Annotated in this window: 14 protein-coding genes; 9 read left to right on the top strand and 5 right to left on the bottom strand. The window is 65.7% G+C overall.

Annotated elements, in window-relative coordinates; all coding sequences use genetic code 11:
* Position 1 precedes the first annotated feature (1 nt).
* The 8 genes from O3139_RS13335 (at position 2) to O3139_RS13300 (ending at position 12121) form a co-directional block, all read left to right on the top strand.
* Complete coding sequence (locus tag O3139_RS13335) at positions 2-1525, top strand: tryptophan halogenase family protein (protein WP_269514552.1); 1524 nt, start codon at positions 2-4, stop codon at positions 1523-1525.
* Positions 1522-3039, top strand: a complete 1518-nt coding sequence (locus O3139_RS13330; RefSeq protein WP_269514551.1) for a tryptophan halogenase family protein — start codon at positions 1522-1524, stop codon at positions 3037-3039. The genes O3139_RS13335 and O3139_RS13330 overlap by 4 nt, the downstream gene beginning before the upstream one ends.
* Positions 3040-3152: 113 nt before the next feature.
* Positions 3153-4280, top strand: coding sequence for an aldose epimerase family protein (locus O3139_RS13325; RefSeq protein WP_269514549.1), 1128 nt, complete (start codon positions 3153-3155; stop codon positions 4278-4280).
* Between the two features lie 155 nt (positions 4281-4435).
* Entirely contained in the window at positions 4436-5635 is a 1200-nt protein-coding gene (locus O3139_RS13320) for a cation:proton antiporter (protein WP_269514547.1), read from the top strand.
* A 195-nt stretch (positions 5636-5830) separates the two neighbouring features.
* On the top strand, positions 5831-6457 hold the full coding sequence (locus O3139_RS13315) for a TetR/AcrR family transcriptional regulator (protein ID WP_269514546.1): 627 nt from the start codon (positions 5831-5833) through the stop codon (positions 6455-6457).
* 199 nt (positions 6458-6656) lie between these two features.
* Positions 6657-7604 carry an efflux RND transporter periplasmic adaptor subunit gene (locus tag O3139_RS13310; RefSeq protein ID WP_269514544.1) on the top strand — a complete coding sequence of 316 codons (948 nt, stop codon included), beginning with the start codon at positions 6657-6659 and terminating at the stop codon, positions 7602-7604.
* Between the two features lie 15 nt (positions 7605-7619).
* Entirely contained in the window at positions 7620-10688 is a 3069-nt protein-coding gene (locus O3139_RS13305; RefSeq protein WP_269514543.1) for an efflux RND transporter permease subunit, read from the top strand.
* Positions 10685-12121, top strand: coding sequence for an efflux transporter outer membrane subunit (locus O3139_RS13300; protein WP_269514541.1), 1437 nt, complete (start codon positions 10685-10687; stop codon positions 12119-12121). The genes O3139_RS13305 and O3139_RS13300 overlap by 4 nt, the downstream gene beginning before the upstream one ends.
* Before the next feature lie 102 nt (positions 12122-12223).
* Here O3139_RS13300 and manD read toward each other — a convergent pair whose 3' ends face one another.
* The 5 genes from manD to O3139_RS13275 all read right to left on the bottom strand — a co-directional run bounded on the left by manD (position 12224) and on the right by O3139_RS13275 (position 18819).
* Positions 12224-13432, bottom strand: coding sequence for a D-mannonate dehydratase ManD (gene manD / locus O3139_RS13295; RefSeq protein ID WP_269514540.1), 1209 nt, complete (start codon positions 13430-13432; stop codon positions 12224-12226).
* A gap of 81 nt (positions 13433-13513) precedes the next feature.
* Entirely contained in the window at positions 13514-15067 is a 1554-nt protein-coding gene (locus tag O3139_RS13290; RefSeq protein ID WP_269514539.1) for an amidohydrolase, read from the bottom strand.
* Between the two features lie 31 nt (positions 15068-15098).
* Positions 15099-15305, bottom strand: a complete 207-nt coding sequence (locus O3139_RS13285) for a hypothetical protein (protein WP_269514538.1) — start codon at positions 15303-15305, stop codon at positions 15099-15101.
* Positions 15306-15673: 368 nt separating this feature from the next.
* Entirely contained in the window at positions 15674-17020 is a 1347-nt protein-coding gene (locus O3139_RS13280; RefSeq protein WP_269514536.1) for a sigma-54-dependent transcriptional regulator, read from the bottom strand.
* Positions 17020-18819, bottom strand: a complete 1800-nt coding sequence (locus O3139_RS13275) for a sensor histidine kinase (RefSeq protein WP_269514534.1) — start codon at positions 18817-18819, stop codon at positions 17020-17022. The genes O3139_RS13280 and O3139_RS13275 overlap by 1 nt, the downstream gene beginning before the upstream one ends.
* A 256-nt stretch (positions 18820-19075) precedes the next feature.
* On the opposite strand from O3139_RS13275, the gene O3139_RS13270 reads away from it, so the two are divergent.
* A complete protein-coding gene (locus O3139_RS13270) occupies positions 19076-20467 on the top strand; it encodes a dicarboxylate/amino acid:cation symporter (protein ID WP_269514533.1) in 1392 nt (463 codons plus the stop codon).
* The last annotated feature ends 8 nt before the right edge of the window (positions 20468-20475 follow it).

The following is a 20475-nucleotide window of genomic DNA, read 5'->3' as shown; positions in this document are numbered from 1 at the left end:
CATGGCTGACCAGACCGACATCCGCATCCGGGACGTGGTGATCGTGGGGGGCGGGACGGCCGGCTGGATGACGGCGGCTGCGATCGCCCGCCTGGTCAAGCGGCCCGACATGCGCGTGCGCCTCGTCGAGTCCGCAGACATCGGTACGGTCGGCGTGGGGGAATCGACCCTGCCGCACATCAGGGCCTTCAACGAACGACTGGGCATCGACGAAGCCGAGTTCATGAAGGCGACCTGCGCCACCTTCAAGCTCGGCATCCAGTTCAACGACTGGGCCTGCCTGGGCGACAGCTACATCCATCCGTTCGGCGACTATGGTGCCCCCGGGGGTGAAGCCCCGTTTCACCACTACTGGCTGAAGGCCAGTCGCAACCATCCGGTCGGGCCGATCGATGACTACTCGGTTCCGATCGTGGCCGCGCGGGAAGGCCGCTTTGCGCCGCCCGCCGACGATCCGCGATCGCTCGCGTCCACCTATGGCTATGCGTACCAGCTGGATGCCGGTCTCTACGCGTCCTACCTTCGGACCCTCTCCGAAAACGGTGGCGTCGAACGCGTGGAAGGCCGCATCGTCGAGGTAACGCGCAACCCAGAGAACGGCCTGCTGGCCTCGGTGACGCTCGAGGGGGGCGAGGTCGTGACCGGCGATCTGTTCATCGACTGCTCCGGCTTCCGCGGTCTGTTGATCGAACAGGCGCTGCAGGCGGGATACCGGGACTGGTCGCACTGGCTGCCCTGCGACCGCGCGGTGGCCATTCCGTGTGCCAGCGTCGGGCCCACCGTGCCCTATACCCGCGCGACGGCGCTGGAGGCCGGGTGGCAGTTCCGCATTCCGCTCCAGCACAGGGTTGGCAACGGCTACGTCTATTGCAGCGCCTTCATTGACCAGGACGCCGCGACCCGACGACTCCTGGGCCGCCTCGAAGGCGTACCGCTGAAAGAGCCCAACCATCTTCGTTTCACGGCCGGCCAGCGTCGCAAGACCTGGATCGGCAATTGCGTGGCAGTCGGACTGTCCGGAGGGTTCATCGAACCTCTGGAATCGACCAGCATCTATCTGATCCAGGCGGCGATCACCAGGCTGATCGAGCTGTGGCCCGACCGGCAGTTCGACCGCATCGCGACCGACGCTTTCAACCGTCAGATGGACCTGGAGACAGAGCGGGTCCGCGACTTCATCATCCTCCATTACCATGCGACGGAGCGCTCCGATTCAGAGCTCTGGAACCATGTGCGGACCATGGACGTCCCTGACAGCCTGGCCTCGAAGATTGCGCTGTTCCGCGCCCGTGGCGTTGTCGACGAATACCGGGAGGGACTCTTTCTCCACCCCAGCTGGGTCGCCGTCTATCTGGGCCAGCGCGTGATACCCGAGCGCTACCATCCCCTGGTGGACAATCGTGACGAGGCACAGCTTCTGGCCGGCCTGCAACGGCTGCGGGACGCGGTTCGGACCTCGGCCCGTCGGCTGCCGACCCAGGACGACTACATCGGCCGATATTGTCCTTCAGAGGTTGCGGCATGAAGTCTGACGCACGACCCAACCGCATCCGCAGCGTCGTCATCGTGGGCGGGGGCACGGCCGGCTGGATGGCCGCCTCCGCTCTCGTCAAGGTGCTGGGGGCTCAATACGCCGACATCACGCTGATCGAATCCGACGAGATCGGAATCGTGGGCGTCGGGGAGGCCACCATCCCGCAGATCCGCCTGTTCAACGACCTTCTCGGGCTCAACGAGGATGCCTTCATCAAGGCGACCAAGGGCACCTACAAGCTCGGCATCCAGTTCGTGGACTGGGGTCGCCTCGGCGATCGCTACATCCATCCTTTCGGACGCTACGGCATCGACATGGAAGGCGTCTCGTTCCACGCCTTTTACCTGAAGGGCCTGCAACTGGGGGAAACGACCCCTCTGTCCGCCTATTCGCTGGAGGCTTCCGCAGCCGCGGCCGGTCGTTTCATGCGGTCGATCAATGCCGGCAAGTCGCCCCTGTCGAACATCCATCACGCCTACCATTTCGACGCCGGTCTGTATTCGGGGTTTCTGCGGACCTTCGCGACCGGCCGTGGAGTCGTTCGACGCGAGGGCAAGATCGTCGACGTCGCCCTGCGCGCGGACGACGGCTTCGTAGAGAGCGTGACGCTTGAGGACGGCTCCAGCATCGCGGCCGACCTGTTCATCGACTGCTCCGGTTTCCGGGGGCTTCTGATCGAAGGCGCGCTTCAGACCGGTTACGAGGACTGGTCGAACTGGTTGCCCTGCAACCGGGCCCTGGCCGTGCCCTGCGAAAGCGCAGGACCGCCCACGCCCTTCACCCGTTCGACGGCACGATCGGCCGGCTGGCAGTGGCGCATCCCGCTGCAGCACCGGATCGGCAACGGCTACGTCTACTGCAGCGATCACATCACCGACGCCGCCGCCGCCGACACCCTGTTGGCCAATCTGGACGGGAAGCCACTGGCCGATCCGCGGCCACTCCGCTTCGTCACGGGCCGCCGCCGCAAGTTCTGGAACCGGAACGTCGTGGCGCTCGGCCTCGCATCCGGCTTCATGGAACCGCTGGAATCGACGAGCATCCACCTCGTCCAGAGCGGGATCGCCAAACTGCTCGCCATGTTTCCGGACCGATCCTTCGACCCCGTCGAGATCGACCGCTACAACCGCGTCGTGGGCGAGGAATATGTCCGCATCCGCGACTTCATCGTCCTGCACTACAACGCCACGAGCCGCGACGATTCCGACTTCTGGAATCGCGTCCGGACCATGGAGATTCCCGACGGTCTCCGCGAAAAGTACGAGATCTTCCGCAATCGCGGCCGCATCTTTCGCGAGAACGACGAACTGTTCAGCGACACCAGCTGGTTTTCGGTGATGACCGGCCAGAATCTCTGGCCTCGCAGCTACGATCCGGTCGCCGACGTGCTGGACGACGAGGAAACCCTGAAACGCCTGCAGAATGTGCGCGAGGTGATCGGTACCTGCCTCGGTCAGATGCCCACGCATGAGGCCTTCCTCGACAATCCGCTGCGGGCCGCGTGAGCGACCTTCCACCGAAGTGGCGAGCAGGCCTGATGGACGACATTGATGCCGGGAGAGCCCCCAGGGGGCTGGCGGTCGGTTTCGAACGACCGCCTGGGGGCGGGATGATCAGGATGCGGGGCCTCATCGCACGCCGGACCCTGTTGAGCGGGTGCGCCGGACTGTGCCTGTCGAGAGGAGCGAGGGCGGCCATGCCGGAGATCGAGACTGTGCCCTTCGGTGCCACGCGCGACGGTCAGCCCGTGGACCTCATCACCCTCCGGCATCCTGGCGGCCTCTCCGCCCGGGTGACGCCCCTCGGCGCCGCGCTGGTGTCGCTGACGGCACCGGATCGACATGGGCTGATGAAAGACATCGTTCTGGGCCTGGACAGCGCCCGGGACTACGAGGCCAATGACGCGAGCATGGGGGCGACCGTCGGCCGCTATGCCAACCGGATCGCAGGTGGCCGCTTCGCGCTCGATGGCCAGACCTTCCAGCTGCCCACCGACGAATCCGGCAATACCCTCCACGGGGGCCCCAGAGGGTTCGCCAAGGCGATCTGGGCGAGCGAGGCCGTGGCGGACCGCCAGGCCATCCGGTTCCGCCATGTCAGCCCGGCGGGAGACCAGGGCTTCCCCGGACGCCTCGAGACGACGGTCGTCTACAGACTGCTCGAGGACAGGCTTGTCATCGAATACGAGGCGCGCACCGATGCCCCCACGGTCATCAATCTGACCAACCACAGCTACTTCAACCTGAGTGGAGACCTGGCAAGCCAGGTCCTGGACCATCGACTGACGGTGGATGCCGACGACTACACGGTCCCGGGACCTGGGCTCATTCCAACCGGTGAAGTCCGGCCTGTGGAGGGGTCGCCGCTCGACTTCCGGGCTGGAAAGCCGGTTGGCCAGGACATCGCCTCGTCGGATCCCCTGATCGTTCTGGGAGCAGGCTTCGACCATAATCTGATCATCCGCGGGTCACCCGGCATCCACAGGCGCGCGGCCCGACTCGAGCACCCTGCCAGCGGCCGGTTCCTGGAGGTCTGGTCGACCGAGCCGGCCCTGCAGGTCTACACGGCCAACTGGCTCGACAATCTGAGTGGCAAGGGTCGGGATTACAGGCCGCGTACGGCCATTTGCCTGGAGCCCCAGCATTACCCCGACAGTCCGAACCGACCGGCATTTCCCTCCACCCGACTGAACCCCGGAGACCGCTTCACCTCCCTGACCGAGTTTCGACTGGGGGTGATCGGATGAGGCCGGAGTGGTCGATCGGGGTATCGGCGGTCTATGATCGCGTCGTCGCGCGTCGGCATTTCGGCCAGCTGCCCGCTGGGCACCGGAGACCATCCATCGCGCGCCCACCGGCTTCTCGTTTCTACAAGCGACGTTGAGATAAGACCATGCATGCCATGACGACGACCGAGATCTTCCTGATCGCATTGCTGCTGATCTTCACAGCGCCCTATCTGATCTGGAGGGGGCTACGCACGGACTACTATGCCCCCCTGGTCGTCGTGCAGATCGTGTGCGGCATCCTGCTGGGTCCCGGCGTGCTGGGGGCAGTGTTTCCCTCCTACTACAGCTTTGTGTTCAATCAGCAGGTGATCGGGGCCCTGAACGGCATCGCCTGGTGGGCGGTGATGATCTTCGTCTGGATCGCCGGGCTGGAACTGGATCTGAAACAGGCCTGGGCCCGTCGCTCCGAGACGGGCGTGACGGCCGGCCTGGCCCTTGCGGTTCCCCTGGCCTTCGGTGCGATCGTGGCGGTCGGCATGCTTCAGTTCCCGGGTTGGGCGGGACCCGAGGGCGAACCCTGGCAGGTGGTTATGGGCATCGGCATGGCCTGCGCCGTGACGGCCCTGCCGATTCTCGTGCTGTTCCTGGAAAAGCTCGACGTCCTGCGCCAGCCCCTCGGCCAGCGAGTGCTGCGCTATGCCAGTCTGGACGACATCGCCATCTGGGGGGTTCTCGCCCTGATCCTGCTGGACTGGGAGCGGGTCGGACGCCAGGCCGGGTTTCTGGTGGGATTCACTGTCGCCACATGGGCCGTTCGCGCGCTGATGCAGCGCCTGCAGGAACGGGATCGCTGGTACGTCGCCTTGATCTGGCTGGCGGGATCCGGGTTGGCGGCCGACTGGGCGGGCCTGCATTTCATGGTCGGAGCCTTCCTGTCGGGTGCCGTGCTGGAGGGGAACTGGTTCGACCGCAAGAAGATGGACCTGTTCCGCGACCATGTGCTGCTCGCGATCATGCCGGTCTTCTTCCTGTCGACCGGCCTTCGGACCCAATGGGACGTCGGGGGCGTGGCCGTGTTCGCCGCCGCTGCCACGTTGCTGGTCGCCTCGGTGGCGGGCAAGCTGGCGGGCGTCGGTCTCGCGGGTCGCATTCTGAAGTGGGAGAAGGGAGAGGCGTCGATTATCGGCTGGCTGCTCCAGACCAAGGCGCTGATCATGATCATCTTCGCCAACATCCTGCTGGACCGGCAGATCATCACCAGCGAGACCTTCACCGCCCTGCTGCTGATGGCGGTCGGCTCTACCATGCTGACGATCCCGATGGTGACGCCGCGGTTGAAGAAGCTGATCGGCCTTTCCGCCAAGGCCGGCTAGCGAAGCCAAACCCCGGCGCGTGTCGCGATCAGGCTCGCGGCGTCCTGTCCGGGCTTGCCCGGCAGGATCCAAGGTCAGGCAACGGCGGCTGGCTGAACACGGTGAGGGCAGTGGCTATTCAGCCCGCGACATAAACCGACGGTGCTGCTCCAAGGGGTATTTACATTTACTGAGCACTTAGTTATGTTATCGACCATGGCTCAGAAGCAATCATCTCAAGGTCGAGGGCGGCCCGCCGATCCGGAGGCGCGCGCGGCGCGGCGCCTTCAGATTCTGCAGGCGGCGCACCGGTGTTTCGTTCGCAAGGGCTTCCACGCCACCACCACGGCGGAAATCAGCTCGGAAGCCGGAATCAGCATCGCCGGTCTGTATCAATACTTCCCGAGCAAGGAGGATTTGATCCTGGAACTCGTCGAGCAGGATCTCGCCTTCAATGCGGCGCTGATTGATCGACTGCTCGAAGGCGATGACTTCATGGCGGCGGCCGAAACCCTGCTGAACACGATCGTAAACGACCCTCAGGTCGAGGCGTTGGCCCGGGTGCGGCTGGAAATTCTCGCCGAGGCCAGTCGTTCGTCTGCAGTCGCGGACCGTCTGTCCTTCTCCGAGCAACATCTGCAGGCTGCCATGGTTCGTGCGATCCTCGTGGCGCAGTCTCGCCGCCAGATCGACCCGCAGATCGACGCCGATGAACTCGCAACGGCCGTCTGCTGCCTCTGCGACGGCATATTCGGCCGCCTCTGCCTGCCTGCCGCCGTCCGTGGATCGTTCGTCGACGCCACGATGAAACTCTTGCGTCGCGCGACGGCGCCGAAGCCCTAGCCGTCCAATCTTCGGAGGAACAAATCCAATGCAAACCACGTCCCGCTGTGACAATTTTATGAGTAAGTCATCAGTCGTAAAACCATCCGCCACGGCGGTGAGCGCTGCATGGATCGCGCTCTCCGCCCTTTCGCTGTCAGCCTGCGCAGAGCCGTCGCCGCCGACTGACGCACCCAGAACCGTTCTGGCGGCACCGGCGATGGCCGCTGGCGAGGGGCAGGCGCTGGTCGTAGGCACGGTTCGGTCTCTTGGCGCGCATGAGGTGGCCGTAGAGACCGGCGGACGGATCGTTCGCCTCTACGCCGATGTGGGCGACCGTGTGCACGCCGGCCAGGTCCTGGCCGAACTGGATGCGGAGCCGATGCGGCTGCAGGTCGCTCAGGTCCAGGCCGAACTCAGGGCCGCCCAGACTGCGCTGGAAGGCGCGAGACGGGAAGCAGGGCGACTGGAAGGCCTCGTCGCGGCCGGAGCGGCTTCCCGGCAGGATCTGGACAGTGCGCGCACGACCGCGCAGCAGGCGGAAAGCCGGGTTGACGCCATCTCCGCCCAATCGGCAGAAGCGACACGCATCCTCGGCAAGACCGCTGTCCGTGCGCCGGCCGACGGCGTGATCACGGCCCGTCAGGGCGAGTTGTCGTCCGTCCTGACCGCCGGTGCCGCCCTGTTTTCGTTGGATGCAGGTGGAGCGCGCGAGATCGTCGCGTCGGTTCCCGGCACCCTGGTGGATCAGATGACGCCTGGCCAAAGCGTCTCGTTCCGCTTTGGCGGTGCCGAGGGCGTCGCGCGGCTGGTGGGTGTCTCGTCCCGCGCCGCCGGCGTCGACGCCCGATCGTCGCGCTTCCTCATTGTGTCGGGTGCGGCGCCCCAGGGGGCGGCCGTGGAGCTTCGGCTGGCAGGACGTGATGCTCAGGCCGGAGATGTGACCGTGCCATTGTCGGCCCTGTTGGCCGATCGCGCCGGCGGGCGTCGCGTCCTGCTTCTGGACAACCAGGGTCGGGCCTCGGCGACTCCGGTCGCCCTGATCGATGTCTCTTCCCGGGGCGCACGTGTCCGCGGCCGGATCGTTGCCGGCCAGTCCGTCGTCGCGGCGGGCGGCGAACTGGTCAAACCCGGACAGAAGCTTCGTCCGCTTCCCTACACCTCCTGATCTGCGGCTCGTGACATGTCCCTGACCCAAATCGCCGTGAAGCGCTCGCGCTTTACCCTCATCGCCGCCCTGGCGCTGTTTCTCGCCGGACTTGCCGCCCTTTTCGGTTTTCCGGCGACGGAGGAGCCGACGGTTCCCTTCCGCGCCGCCACGGTGGAAGCCTATCTGCCGGGCGCGACGCCGCAAAGAATGGAAAGCCTCATCGCCAGGCCGCTCGAGGAACGCATTCGCACCGTTGCGGAGGTCAAGAAGATCGAGACGACGGTTCGGCCGGGCGCCCTCTTCATGACGGTCACGCTCCACGCCGCGACGCCTCCAGATCGCGTCGACGCTGTCTGGCAGAAGTTGAGAGCACGGGCTGGTGAGGCCGCCGGGCAGTTTCCACAGGGCACGGTCGGGCCCGTCATCAACGACTCCTGGGGGCGTGTATCCGTTCTGACGCTGGCCCTGAGCGGTGAACAGTACAGTGCGGGGCAGTTGCAGGAATTCGCGCGGATGACGCGCCTGCGCCTGCAAGCCGTTCCGGGCGTGGATCAGATTTCGCTGCACGGCGTGCGCGAGGAACAGATCTACGTCGAGGTTTCTCCATCGGCCCTGGCGACAGCGGGCCTGAAAATGGATGCGATCGTGAAGGCGATTTCGGATCGCAATGCGGTGGCTGCTGCCGGAGAGATCGACGTCTCCGGCCGCACAGTGACGCTTTACGCCAGCGGATCTCTTGCAGACGCCTCTGCCGTCGGTGCGGTGCCCGTTGCCCTGGCCGACGGAACGTCCGTGCCGCTGTCGACCCTGGCCGCGATCAAACAGCAACCGCAGGATCCACCCGTTTCGGCCGTCGTCATGGACGGCAAGCCGGCTGTGGTGCTCGGCGTGTCAATGCAGCCCGGTCTGAACGTCATCGGGTTCGCACAGGCCGTGAACGCAGAGGTCAAGGAGATCCAGGCCGAACTGCCGGTCGGAATGAGCCTCACCCCCATCACGGATCAGGCCGACGTCGTCTCCCACAGTCTGATGAAGGTCGGAAAAATCTTTCTCGAAACCGTGGCGGTGGTTCTTGGCGTCGTCGTGGTGTTTCTCGGTTGGCGTGCCGGTCTCGTGACCAGCGTGATCGTCCCGCTGACGGTCCTGGGCACGATGCTGATCATGCGTGCCCTCAAGATCGAGCTTCACCAGGTTTCGATCGGCGCCATCATCATCGCCCTCGGCATCTTCGTCGATAACGCCATCGTCGTGGTGGAAGACTACCAGAGGCGGATCGGCGACGGCGAGCAACCCACGTCGGCGGCGGTCGCAGCCGGCCGCACGATGGCCGCGCCTCTGCTGGTTTCGTCGCTGGCGATCATTCTGGCCTTTGCCCCGCTCGTGGCCGGCTCCAATGGCGTGTCGGAGTATATGCGCAGCCTGGCGATTGTGCTGGGCATCACCCTGCTGCTGTCCCTGTTTCTGGCGCTGACGGTGATCGCATTGCTGTGCCGGATGTACATCAAGGTGCCGCACGGCGACCACGAGAAGACCGATTGGATCGGCCGCATCAAGACATGGTACGCCCGCAAGGTGCGCCTCATCGTGGCGCGTCCGGGCCTCGTCATTCTGGCCATGGCCGCGCTGCTGACCCTTGCGGTGGGTCTGAACAGCCTGCTTCCGCAAAGCCTGTTGCCCCCGTCCGAGCGCGATCAGGTCCAGATTCCCATTGAACTCTCGCCGGGTTCGTCGTCGCGCGCGACATTGGATCTCGCCCAGGCGATCTCGGCCCGCATAGGCAACAGGGCGGTCCATCCTGACGTGGTCGGCAACGTCATCTATGTTGGCGATGGAGGGCCGCGTTTCATCCTCGGGCTGAACCCCCCGACGCCGGCGTCGCACCGGGCCTATGCCATCGTCAATCTGGCACCTGGAACGAACCGCGACGCCGCCGTGGAAGCGCTGCGTTCCGATCTGGCCCAACGCTTTCCGCAGGCGCGGCTTCAGCCGAAACGCTTCTCTCTGGGTGCCTCGGAGGCGGGCAAGGCCGTATTCATCCTCTCGGGTCCTGACCGCGCCGCCCTGGAACGTGCGGCCGATGTCCTGAAGGCCGGACTACGAAACATCCCGGGTATCGAAGATGTGAGAGACGATGCCGAGGGTCTGATCCCACGGCTGGTGATCGACATCGATCCCGCACGCGCCGAAGCGGCCGGCGTTACGCCGATCGACGCGGCGCAGGCGCTCCAGGCCGCCTACTCAGGGGTTACGGTGACGACCCTCTCGCGCGGTGACCTGCTGACGCCCGTCATCCTGCGCGCCGACCCGTCCATGCGGCTGGCACCCGAGAGTGTGGGAATGACGCCGGTTCGAGAGGGCGTTGCCCTGGCGGACATTGCCACGATCCGGATCGCCGACCAGGACAGCGTCCTCAATCGTCGCGATCAACGCAGCGCGATCACGGTGTCGGCCCGTCATCCGACCATGACGTCCCAGGCGATCACCGATCGCGTCGCACCGACGGTCGCCAGGCTGGAACCGGTGCCGGGGCAGACGCTGGAAATGGGCGGCGAGATCGAGGAATCGGCCGAGGCGAACTCGGGCCTGGCCACGTATTTTCCTCTGGCCCTGGTTGGCATGGCGGGCCTGTTCCTTTGGCAGTTCGGAAGCGTGCGCAAGACGATCATCATCATGGCCTCCATACCGTTTGTCCTGATCGGCGCCACGGCGGGGCTGTTCCTGACGGGACAGGAAATGAACTTCACGGCCACCCTTGGCCTGCTCGCCCTGGCCGGCATCATCGTCAACAATGCCGTTCTTCTTCTTGAACGGGTCATCGAAGAGCGACGGGACGGCGCAAGTCATATCGAGGCCGTCACCCGCGCCGCTGAAGTTCGATTGAGGCCGATCGTCATGACCAAGCTGACGTGCATCGTCGGGCTGATCCCTCTGTTTCTGTTCGGCGGCGATCTGTGGAGACCGATGGCGGCGGCGATGATGGGGGGGCTGGCGCTCGGCACCCTGATCACGCTCGTGCTGATCCCGGCGCTCTACGCCCTGCTGTTCGAACGTTTACCCACCTGGCATCGCGGCCCTGCGAGCGCTTTGGAGATCCAGTCATGAAGGCCCAGATTTCAGCGCTCGCCCTGGCGCTTGTCGCAGCAGGGGGTTGCATGTCCCTGCCGGTCCGCGATCCGACGACGCCGAACATGGCGACGTGGAGCGTCGCAGACGATCAGGAGGGGCAGGTCGTTCTCGACTGGTGGACCGGATTCAACGACCCGGCGCTGGATCGCCTCGTCGAACGCGCCTTGAGCCGCAACGCCGATCTGAGGGCGGCGGACGCCAATCTTCGAGCGACACAGGCCCTTGCGGGCGAGTCGCTGGCGGCACGTGGGCCGGGCGGTCAAGTCGGGGCGGGTCTTACCCGGACCCGCGTCGCCGGATTGTCTCAACCCCCGGTTCCGGGAACGCCCGAACGGCTGTCGACCCAGACGCTCGCCAATGTCGGCGTCGGTCTGTCCTGGGAACTCGATCTGTTCGGGGGTCTGGCCGCCAACCTCGACATGGCGCGAGCGCAGGCAGACGAAGCGCGCTGGATGCGTCGTCAGGTGGAAGCCGGCGTCGCCGCTGCGCTCGTCCGCGCCTGGGCCGAGTATCGGTACGCGTCCGCGCTCGAAGAGCGGATTCAACGGCGCGTGGACGTCCAGCAGCAGATCCTGGACAGCCTGGAGACGGCCGAAACCCTCGGCGGGGTTTCGCGATACGATACGGAGGCGGCCAGGGCGGCGCTGGACCAGGCCCGGGCGGAACTGCCTGCGGTGGGCGCGGCGCAGCGCAATGCTGCCCGTCGCATCGCCGTGCTGAGCGGAGATGCGCCGGGCACTACATTGGCCGATGGGCGTCTGCCACAGGTGCCCACGACGCTGGCGGCCGGCGATCCGGCCGGCATGCTGCGGCGCAGGCCGGATGTTGCGGCCGCAGAACGACAGTTCGCCGCCGCGGCGGCGCAGGCGAGGGTGGCGGTCGCGGACCTCTATCCGCGCATAAGTCTGGCGGGCAACGTCAATCTCACGGCGGATCCCGATCGCCTGGGCGATGCCGGCGCGACGGGCTTTTCTGTCGGGCCGTCGCTCACCTGGGGCTTGTTTGACATGCCCCGACTGCGTCAGCGCGTGGTCGCGGCCGACGCTCGATCCGAAGCGGCGCTCGCCCGCTGGGAAGGCACGACCCTGGCCGCCCTGGAAGAAGCCGACGGCGCCCTGGATGTCTGGCAGAGCCGCAGAGAGGCCGCGCGCCTGGCTCTGAGTGCCATGGACGCTTCCGACAGCCGACGTGATCTGGTGGTCGTCCGCGAGAGCGCCGGGCAGGCTTCGCGTCTGGCGCGTCTGCAGGCCGAAGCGGACGCCTTGTCGGTCCAGATCAACGCCCTTCAGGCGCAGTCCGATGAACTTCAGGCCTGGATATCGGCACAGCTGGCATTGGGTGCCGGATGGCGCGATGTCGATACGGTGGCACCGACGTCAGGCTCAACGTCGTATCGACGACGGTTGTGACTCCATCGGGTGCCGAACGACGAAGTTCGGACCTCCGATCACCGGCCCTTCAAGCGAGGGCGGTTGGCAGATCGGTGAGCCGGCGTCATGACGGCTTCGCCCTTACCAGTTCCACATACTGCCATCTTCCAGCCGCGCGACGGGCAGGTAGGCGGGCTTGTAGGGGTATTTGGCGGCCTCGGCTTCGTCGATATCGACCCCGTGGCCCGGCGTCTCGCCCGGATAGAGGAAGCCCTTTTCGAAGGTGTAGTCATGCGGGAAGACCGCGTCCGTCTCCGGCGTGTGACGCATGTATTCCTGGATGCCGAAATTCGGGACCCAGGCATCGAAATGCAGGGCCGCGCCCATGGTCACGGGCGACAGGTCGGTCGCGCCGTGGCAGCCGGTCCGGACCTGCCAGACGCCGGCAAAGTCCGCGATCCGGCGCAGGTGGGTGATCCCGCCGGCCCTGACGACCGTTGTGCGGATATAGTCGATGAGCTGGTTCTGGATCAGGTCCTTGGCGTCCCAGATCGTGTTGAAGATCTCGCCGACGGCCAGGGGCGTCGTCGTATGCTGGCGGATCAGCTTGAACGCCTCCTGGTTTTCAGCCGGCGTCGCATCTTCGAGCCAGAACAGCTGATAGGGCTCCAGTCGGCGACCCAGCGATCCGGCCTCGATCGGGGTCAACCGGTGGTGGGCGTCGTGCAGCAGGTGTTGGTCGAAGCCATAGGTATCGCGAAGTTTGTCAAAAAGCCGGGGCACGAAATTGAGGTATCTGCTCGTATCCCAGACCGTCTCGGACGGAAGGGCGGCGTCCGCCGGCTCATAATACATCTTGCCCCGGCCAACGCCGTAGGCGTCCTTGATGCCCGGCACGCCGGATTGGGCGCGAATGGCCCGGTAGCCCATGTCGATATAGCGACCGACCTCGTCCACGGTTTCGGCCAGATCGATGCCGTTTGCATGGCCATAGACCATGACCCCCTCGCGGCTCCTGCCGCCCAGAAGGTCGTAAAGCGGCATGCCGGCCATCTTGGCCTTGATGTCCCAGAGCGCTGTGTCGACCGCAGAGATGGCGGACATGGTCACCGGGCCGCGACGCCAGTACCCGCCCCGATAGAGATACTGCCAGATGTCCTCGATCCGGCGCGGATCCTTTCCCACAAGGCACGGGATGACATGGTCCTCAAGATAGGACACCACCGGCAGTTCGCGACCATTCAATGTGGCGTCGCCGATGCCGTAGACTCCCTGATCGGTCGTGATCTTGAGCGTCACGAAGTTACGCCCGGGACACGTGACAATGACTTTCGCCGACTCGATCTTCATCTCGGTTCCTCGATCCTTCGCCGCGATCTAGCAGTTTCTTCGTGCACCTGCGGATCCCGGTGGCGAACTTTGGGCCGCCGCCTATGGCGCGCGACCGTCGAAGGCGATCTGTCCGCCAACGATTGTCAGGACGCTGCGTGTCTCCGCCAGACTCGTCTGCGGCGCGGTCGTGATATCCTGCGACAGCACGACAATATCGGCCAGCATTCCAGGCACCAGGCGGCCGAGCTCGGCTTCGGCGAATTCGCCGAGCGCGGGTCCTGTCGTCAGCAGGCCGATCGCTTCCTCGCGCGACACGCTGTGCGGATTGGCAGGGTCGGTGACTTGGGCGAAGGCGACAAATGGAGGAAACCCGCCATCCGAACCATAGGCGACGGGGATGCCCGCCTCACGCCAGGAACGGATGGGTGACGTGGGCCGGGGTTGTCCGATCACGATCCCCAGGGCCGCGGCTCGCGCGACCTGCGCCCCGGTGATGCCGTTGGCATGCTCGATCCGGACCCGCCGCTGTCGCCACTGCTCCGCCGCGGCCATGGCTTCCATCTGGTCCAGTACGAGCCTGGCCGTCGCGTCACCGACGGCATGAAGCACCAGGGGTTCGTTTTGATCCAGAGCGAGGCGAAGCTGTGCCCGCAGATGTTCAGGGTCGAAGTTCAGTCGCCCCCGCCAATCGCCCCGCCCCTCATAGGGGGTGGTCCGATACGCGAGCCCGTCTATCGGAGTCCCATCGAGCACCCATTTGACGCCCGAGACGCGCGCGCGCGCTGGCAGGTCGCTCGCAATCCAGTTGTCGGTCGAGCCATCCAGGTTGGTGATCGGAAATCGGATGATGCGAAGGCGCAGAGGCACGTCTGCGCGTCGAACGGCCGCGAGAAAGACGTCGGGGGATTGATTCCCTTCCATGATCTGGACGGTGGTCACGCCTTCGGCCAGCCGCCGCTGTGCATAGGCCGTCAGATAGTCTGCGGTCGCTTCAACCCCCGCCGAGGAATGAAGCGCCTTCAACACGGACCAGCCGGCATATTCGTCAAGCTGGCCCGTCAGCCTCCCCTCGGGATCCCGAACCAGCAGGCCTCCCGGGATTTCGGGGGAATCGTCGGACAGGTTGAGCCGCCGACGCCCGATGGCGTTGATGACGACGCCATGTCCCCACCAGGCGCTGATGATCGCCGGATGATCGCCGGCCGCTTCGTCCAGCATCGACGGCGTCGTCGGATCCGCCAGAACCAGCGGACCCGCCACGAGGTGAAGCCAGGTCCCCGGAGCAGCGGCACCGGCCGCCGCGACCAGGGCGGCCCGGACTTCCGACATGGGCGGGTTGCGCATGGCCGGCGTCGGGGTCGTCACGACCTGTCCGAACGGCACGCCGCCGACGTGATCGTGAGCGTCGTTCACTCCCGCCATCACAAACCGGCCCTCAAGGTCGATCGCTCGTGCTGGCTGCATCGACAGGTCAGCGCCGAGCGGATCGTCAGAGAGGGCGACGATCCGCTCCCCGGAAATGGCGATGCTGGAGGCCCAGGGGTGAGAGGGATCGCCGGTGAAGACGCGGCCGTTCCGGAGAAGAAGATCGACCTGGGCGGCACTAGCGCAGGCCGGGAAAAGCGAGCTCCAGGCCAGTACGAGGAGGATCAACAGGTGTCGCATGCGGCCCCGGGGGTTGTTGTCAGTCCCGATAGCGCCAGCTTTCTGACGGCAGGTCAAACACGGGTATGGCGAGGCCGGGCGCGGTCGATAGAGGGAGCACGTCCCCCCACACCCGCTTGCGACGAATAACGGCGGCGAACATCGGGCCGAAGCGGGTCCACAACAGCCGCACGCCGGCCGGCAGGTCCTCCACATTCCAGACCGACTGCGGGGCCTTCACGTACACCAGACCACGTCCGCATCACCTCCGGCGAGCTGCCGAAGTAGTGGGACGGGTTGGCCGATTGCGCCATGGCTGCAGGCCGGGTGCCCGTCGGAATGATGCTGTCAGTCCAATGAAAACTCGTCTCCCCCAGGTCCAATCGACATCCAGGGATTCACGCGCTGCCTGATGCCTGATTCATGGTTCTCCGCTTTGGCGGAGGTCAGCGATGGGTGTGAAGCGTTATGAACTGGATGAGGCTCAGTGGTCCCGGATCGAGCCTCTGCTGTCGGGCAAGGCCAGGGTGCCGGGCGGTGGCTCTGCAGACGGTTTGGATTGACAGAGCCTCGTCTGGTTGACCTGTCAAGGCCATGTTGGCAGCGCTGGGGCAGCTAAACGACCTGTCGGAATTCGGCGGGTCGCAGGCCATGGCGCTGGAATTTGTCGTATAGCGTCTTGCGAGGAATCCGGAGTGCCTCAGTGATCGCGCCCACATCCCCGTGATGTCGCCGCAGTGCGTCCTCGATCAACTCGCGTTCGAATCGATCCATACGGTCGGCGAGGCTGCCTTCATCCGCGACGGTCGCGTCGTTTTCGGTCGACTCAAGCCCGAGACAGACCCGTTCGGCGAAATGGGCCAGTTCCCGGACATTTCCGGGCCAGTCGTGATTCATGAGCACACGCCGGACACGCGGCGTCATCGCGGGGGGCGTCAGCTGCCGCGCTGCAGCAGCGCGCGAAAGAAAGTGCGAGAATAGCAGGCTGACGTCTTCGCGACGCTCACGCAGCGGGGGTACGACCAGCTTCAGGACATTCAGCCGATAGAACAGGTCTTCACGAAAGGCCCCGCGGGCGACGGCACCCTCGAGGTCCGTTTTCGAAGACGCCAGAATGCGCAGGTCCAGCGGCCGGGGGCGCCCGGCACCGAGGGGCTGGATTTCCCGCTGCTCGACGACACGCAGCAGCTTGATCTGCGCCTGCTCCGGCATGCTCTCGATCTCGTCGAGGAACAGCGTCCCGCGATGGCTCTGCTCAACCAGTCCGATCCGCCGGCGCAGGGCCCCAGGGAAGGCACCGGGCTCATGGCCGAACAGTTCGGTCTCGATCAGGCCCTCCGGCAGCGCGCCGCAGTTGACGGCGACGAACGGATGGACCCGACGACGGCCACTGTTGTGCAGGGCGCGGGCGACGACCTCCTTGCCCGCGCCTGTCTCTCCTTCGATCAGGACGTCCATGCCCGCGTCGGCGATCTGGTCGATGACCCCCCGAAGCCGGACGATCGACGGGCTCTCGCCGAGCAGGGCCAGCGTGGCTTCCGGAGGCGGCAGAGCGGCCGCCAGCGCCCGGTTGTCGAGGACGAGGCCACGCTTTTCCAGTGCACGGTTCAGGCTGGTTGCGAGGCGCTCGAACGCGAAAGGCTTGGCGACGAAGTCATAGGCACCCTGGGCCAGGGCATCGACCGCCTCGGCGATGTCACCATGCCCCGTGATCATCACGACTGGCAGACCCTCGTCGATCGCCTGCAACCGCGATAGCAGCGCACGGCCATCGATGCCCGGCATGCGCAGATCGGTGACGACGACGCCGGGAAAGTCGGGACTGATCCGTTTCAGCGCCGCTTCGGCCGAGCCGAAGGCCTGGACCTCGTAGGCCTCCAGCGCCAGACGCTCGTGCAAGGCTTCGCGAAAGTCGCCGTCGTCATCGATCAGCGCGACGGCGCGGGGGCGGCAGAATTTCATCAGGCCGGCCTCAAGGCGATAACGAAGTCCGCACCGGCTTTGCCGGCCCGCAGGTTCAGTTCCCCGCCGAACCCGGCGATGATGTCGCGACAGATCACCAACCCCAGGCCCAACCCCTTGGTCTTGGTGGTCACGAACGGGGTAAACAGAGCATCTGCGACCGATGGATCTACGCCCGGACCATTGTCGGAAATCGAGATCTCGACCCATTGGTCGCGTCGGGCCACGTCGATCACGACCTGCGGGCTCTTCACGGCGTGGTCGACCATGGCCTCGAAGGCATTCTGCACGAGATTGACGATGACCTGCTCGAGCCTGATCGGCTCGGCCAGCACGCGGACATCACGCAAGCCGGTCCGAACAAGATCGACCATCCCCGCACGGAGACCGGCACCCATCAGGAGCAGGGCCCCATCGATCGCCTCGCAGGGATTGACCGCCGACACGCCTTTGCTGGACTTGCGCGAAAAGGCGCGCAGTTCGTCCGTGATCGAGCCGATCCGCTCGGTGAGATCGGCGACGCGCTCCAGGTTGCGTCGAACCCCCTCGACATCGCCCCGGTCCGAATAGGCGACGGCGGTTTCCGCATGGGTGCGGATCGCCGCGACGGGCTGATTGATCTCGTGAGCGACACCGGCGGCGATTTGTCCAAGGGTGGCCAGCTTGTTGGCCTGGACCAGTTCCTCGCGCAGGATCTCGCGGCTGGCTTCGGCCCTTTGCCGCTCGTCGATCTCCTCGCTGAGCCGCGCGTTGGCAGCCCGCAACTCGGTGGTCCGTTCGTCGATTCGCCTTTCGAGTTCTGCGCGGGCCGCTTCCTCGGCCAGGGCTTTTGCCATGGACTGCTGCCGGCGGCGAAGAAGCACGCCCGCGCCGACCGCCAGCAAGGTCACCAGAAGACCGGCGACGGCCCGGGCGCTGGCCACATTGGCGACGATCGTCCCGTCCACCGGACTGAGCAGATGCAAGGTCCAGCCGGGGGTATCGGTGGCGGCCCGCGCCGCCATCCAGTCTTCTTCAGGACCATCGACGGCCGCGCGAACCATCGCGGGATCATCAACTGCGGGAGGGTCGAACGGCAGGGGCGCCAGCGATTGTCCGCTCAGGGTCTGGTCCGCCATGATCGCCCGTCGTTCGGCGTCCGTCAGCGGGCGGCTGCGGCGAAAGCGCCATTCCGGGATACTGGTGACCAGAACCACCCCGCGCGCGTCCGTGACATAGGCCGGCTCTCCCGACCCTCTCCATTCCGCCTCCAGCGCGTCAAACTCGACCTTGACGACCACCACCCCCAATGGAGCCGACGTCGGCCCGATCCGGCGCGCCAGATAGAGCCCGGGCCGACCGCTGACGGTGCCGAGAGCGAAGAACTCTGCCGAGCCATTGCGCATGGCTCCGCTGAAGTAGGGCCGGAAACTGTAGTCGGAACCGACAAAACTGGTGGGCTCACGCCAATTGCTCGCCGCGCGAGCGACGCCACGATCGTCCAGCACATAGATGGCGGCAGCGCGAGCCTGCTGGGCCAGGGTCTGAAGCTTCGCGCTGACCGCATCCGCCCTTTCGCGATCGGGGCTGTCCAGCATGGCGATCACAGCGGGATCCTGTGACAGCACCAGGGGAAACGACCGATGCTTCTCCAGTTCGCTGCGCAGGACGGCTGCATGGAGCGCGGCGCCGGCCTCGGCCTGGCGGGCCAGATCGGCCTGGGCCCCCTGCCTTGCCACCTCGCCGGCGACCGTCATCGCAAGGCCTGTGGCCATCAGCCACGCCAGAACCAGCCCGATCCAGAGGGGCGAATACCTCACGCGCCACACAAAACCCTGGGAAACCATGCCCGACCTCGCCATGAGCAAGGTATGCGGTTTTCCGCACAAACAAGCCAGATATTCACGCGAAAAGCCGCACGGATCGCGACGAGACCAGAAATTATATCTTTGTTTACCGTGACTTGAACTGACCTCGGCCCGGACTTCTTATGCGGCGAAATTGCGGCCACACTTGCTTCAAGACACGGCGTCAGACCGTGAAGGAAACGGCAGCCATGGTTGCAGGGGAGTTCGGGTGATCCACGCCAGCGATCAAGTTCATGGGACCGGCGTTAAGCGCGCCTGGTACCGCCATCTGTATGTTCAGGTTCTGGGTGCGATCCTGCTGGGCGGGCTGATCGGGCATTTCTTTCCCAATACCGTCGACGCAAACGGGGAGGTTGTCGAAGGGCTCGGGGCTCAACTGAAGCCGCTGGGCGACGGCTTCATCAAGCTGGTCAAGATGGTGATCGCCCCGGTGATCTTCCTGACCATCGTCACGGGCATCGCCGGCATGCGGGACCTCGGCCGGGTGGGCCGGGTGGCGGCCAAAGCGTTCGCATACTTCCTGGTGTTCTCGACCCTGGCCCTGATCGTCGGGCTGGTCGTCGGCAATCTGGTCCAGCCGGGCCGGGGCCTGAACATCGATCCGGCCAGCCTCGATCCGGCGGCCGTGTCCCAGTATTCGACCGCCGCGCACGAGACGACGGTGATCGGCTTTTTGCTGGGCGTCATTCCCGACACCTTCGTCAGCGCCTTTTCGACCGGCAACATCCTGCAGGTGCTGTTCGTGTCGGTGATCTTCGGCATCGCCCTGGCCGGCGTCGGGGACGCGGGCCGGCCGGTGCTGACCTTCCTTGAGGCCGTATCCGCCGCCTTCTTCAAGCTGGTGTCCATCGTGATGAAGGCCGCGCCGATCGGGGCGTTCGGGGCCTTTGCCTTCACCATCGGGGCCTATGGCATCGCCACGGTCGCCAACCTGATCGCGCTGGTAGCCACCTTCTATCTGACCGCCGCCATCTTCGTCGTCGGGGTGCTGGGCCTGGTCGGGATCGCCAACGGCTTTTCGATCTTCAAGCTGATCCGCTATCTGAAGGAGGAGCTGCTGCTGGTGCTGGGCACCTCCTCGTCCGAGGCGGCCCTGCCCAGTCTGCTGCAGAAGATGGAGCAGGCGGGCGCCTCCAAGTCCGTGGTCGGTCTGGTCGTGCCGACGGGTTATTCGTTCAATCTGGACGGCACCAACATCTACATGACCATGGCGGCCCTGTTCATCGCCCAGGCGCTGAACATCGACCTGAGCCTGCAGGACCAGATCCTGCTGCTGCTGGTGGCCATGCTGTCCTCCAAGGGGGCGGCGGGCATCACGGGCGCGGGCTTCATCACCCTGGCGGCGACGCTGGCGGTGGTGCCCTCAGTGCCCATCGCGGGCATGGCGCTGATCCTCGGCATCGACCGGTTCATGAGCGAGTGCCGGGCCCTGACCAACTTCATCGGCAATGCGGTGGCGACCCTGGTCGTGGCGCGCTGGGAAGGCGAGCTGGACCGCGACGCGCTGCGCGAGGCGCTCGACGGATCGCCCCGCCCGCTGGCCGCCGCCGCCGATCCGGCTGCCGGGCCGGGGGACGATCTTGTGTTGGCGAAAGACTGAACCTTTCG

This window comes from Brevundimonas subvibrioides (assembly GCF_027271155.1).
GTDB classification, from domain to species: domain Bacteria; phylum Pseudomonadota; class Alphaproteobacteria; order Caulobacterales; family Caulobacteraceae; genus Brevundimonas; species Brevundimonas subvibrioides_D.
The sequence above is the reverse complement of the archived record's forward strand: the minus strand, read 5'-3'. Positions and strand labels throughout refer to the sequence as shown.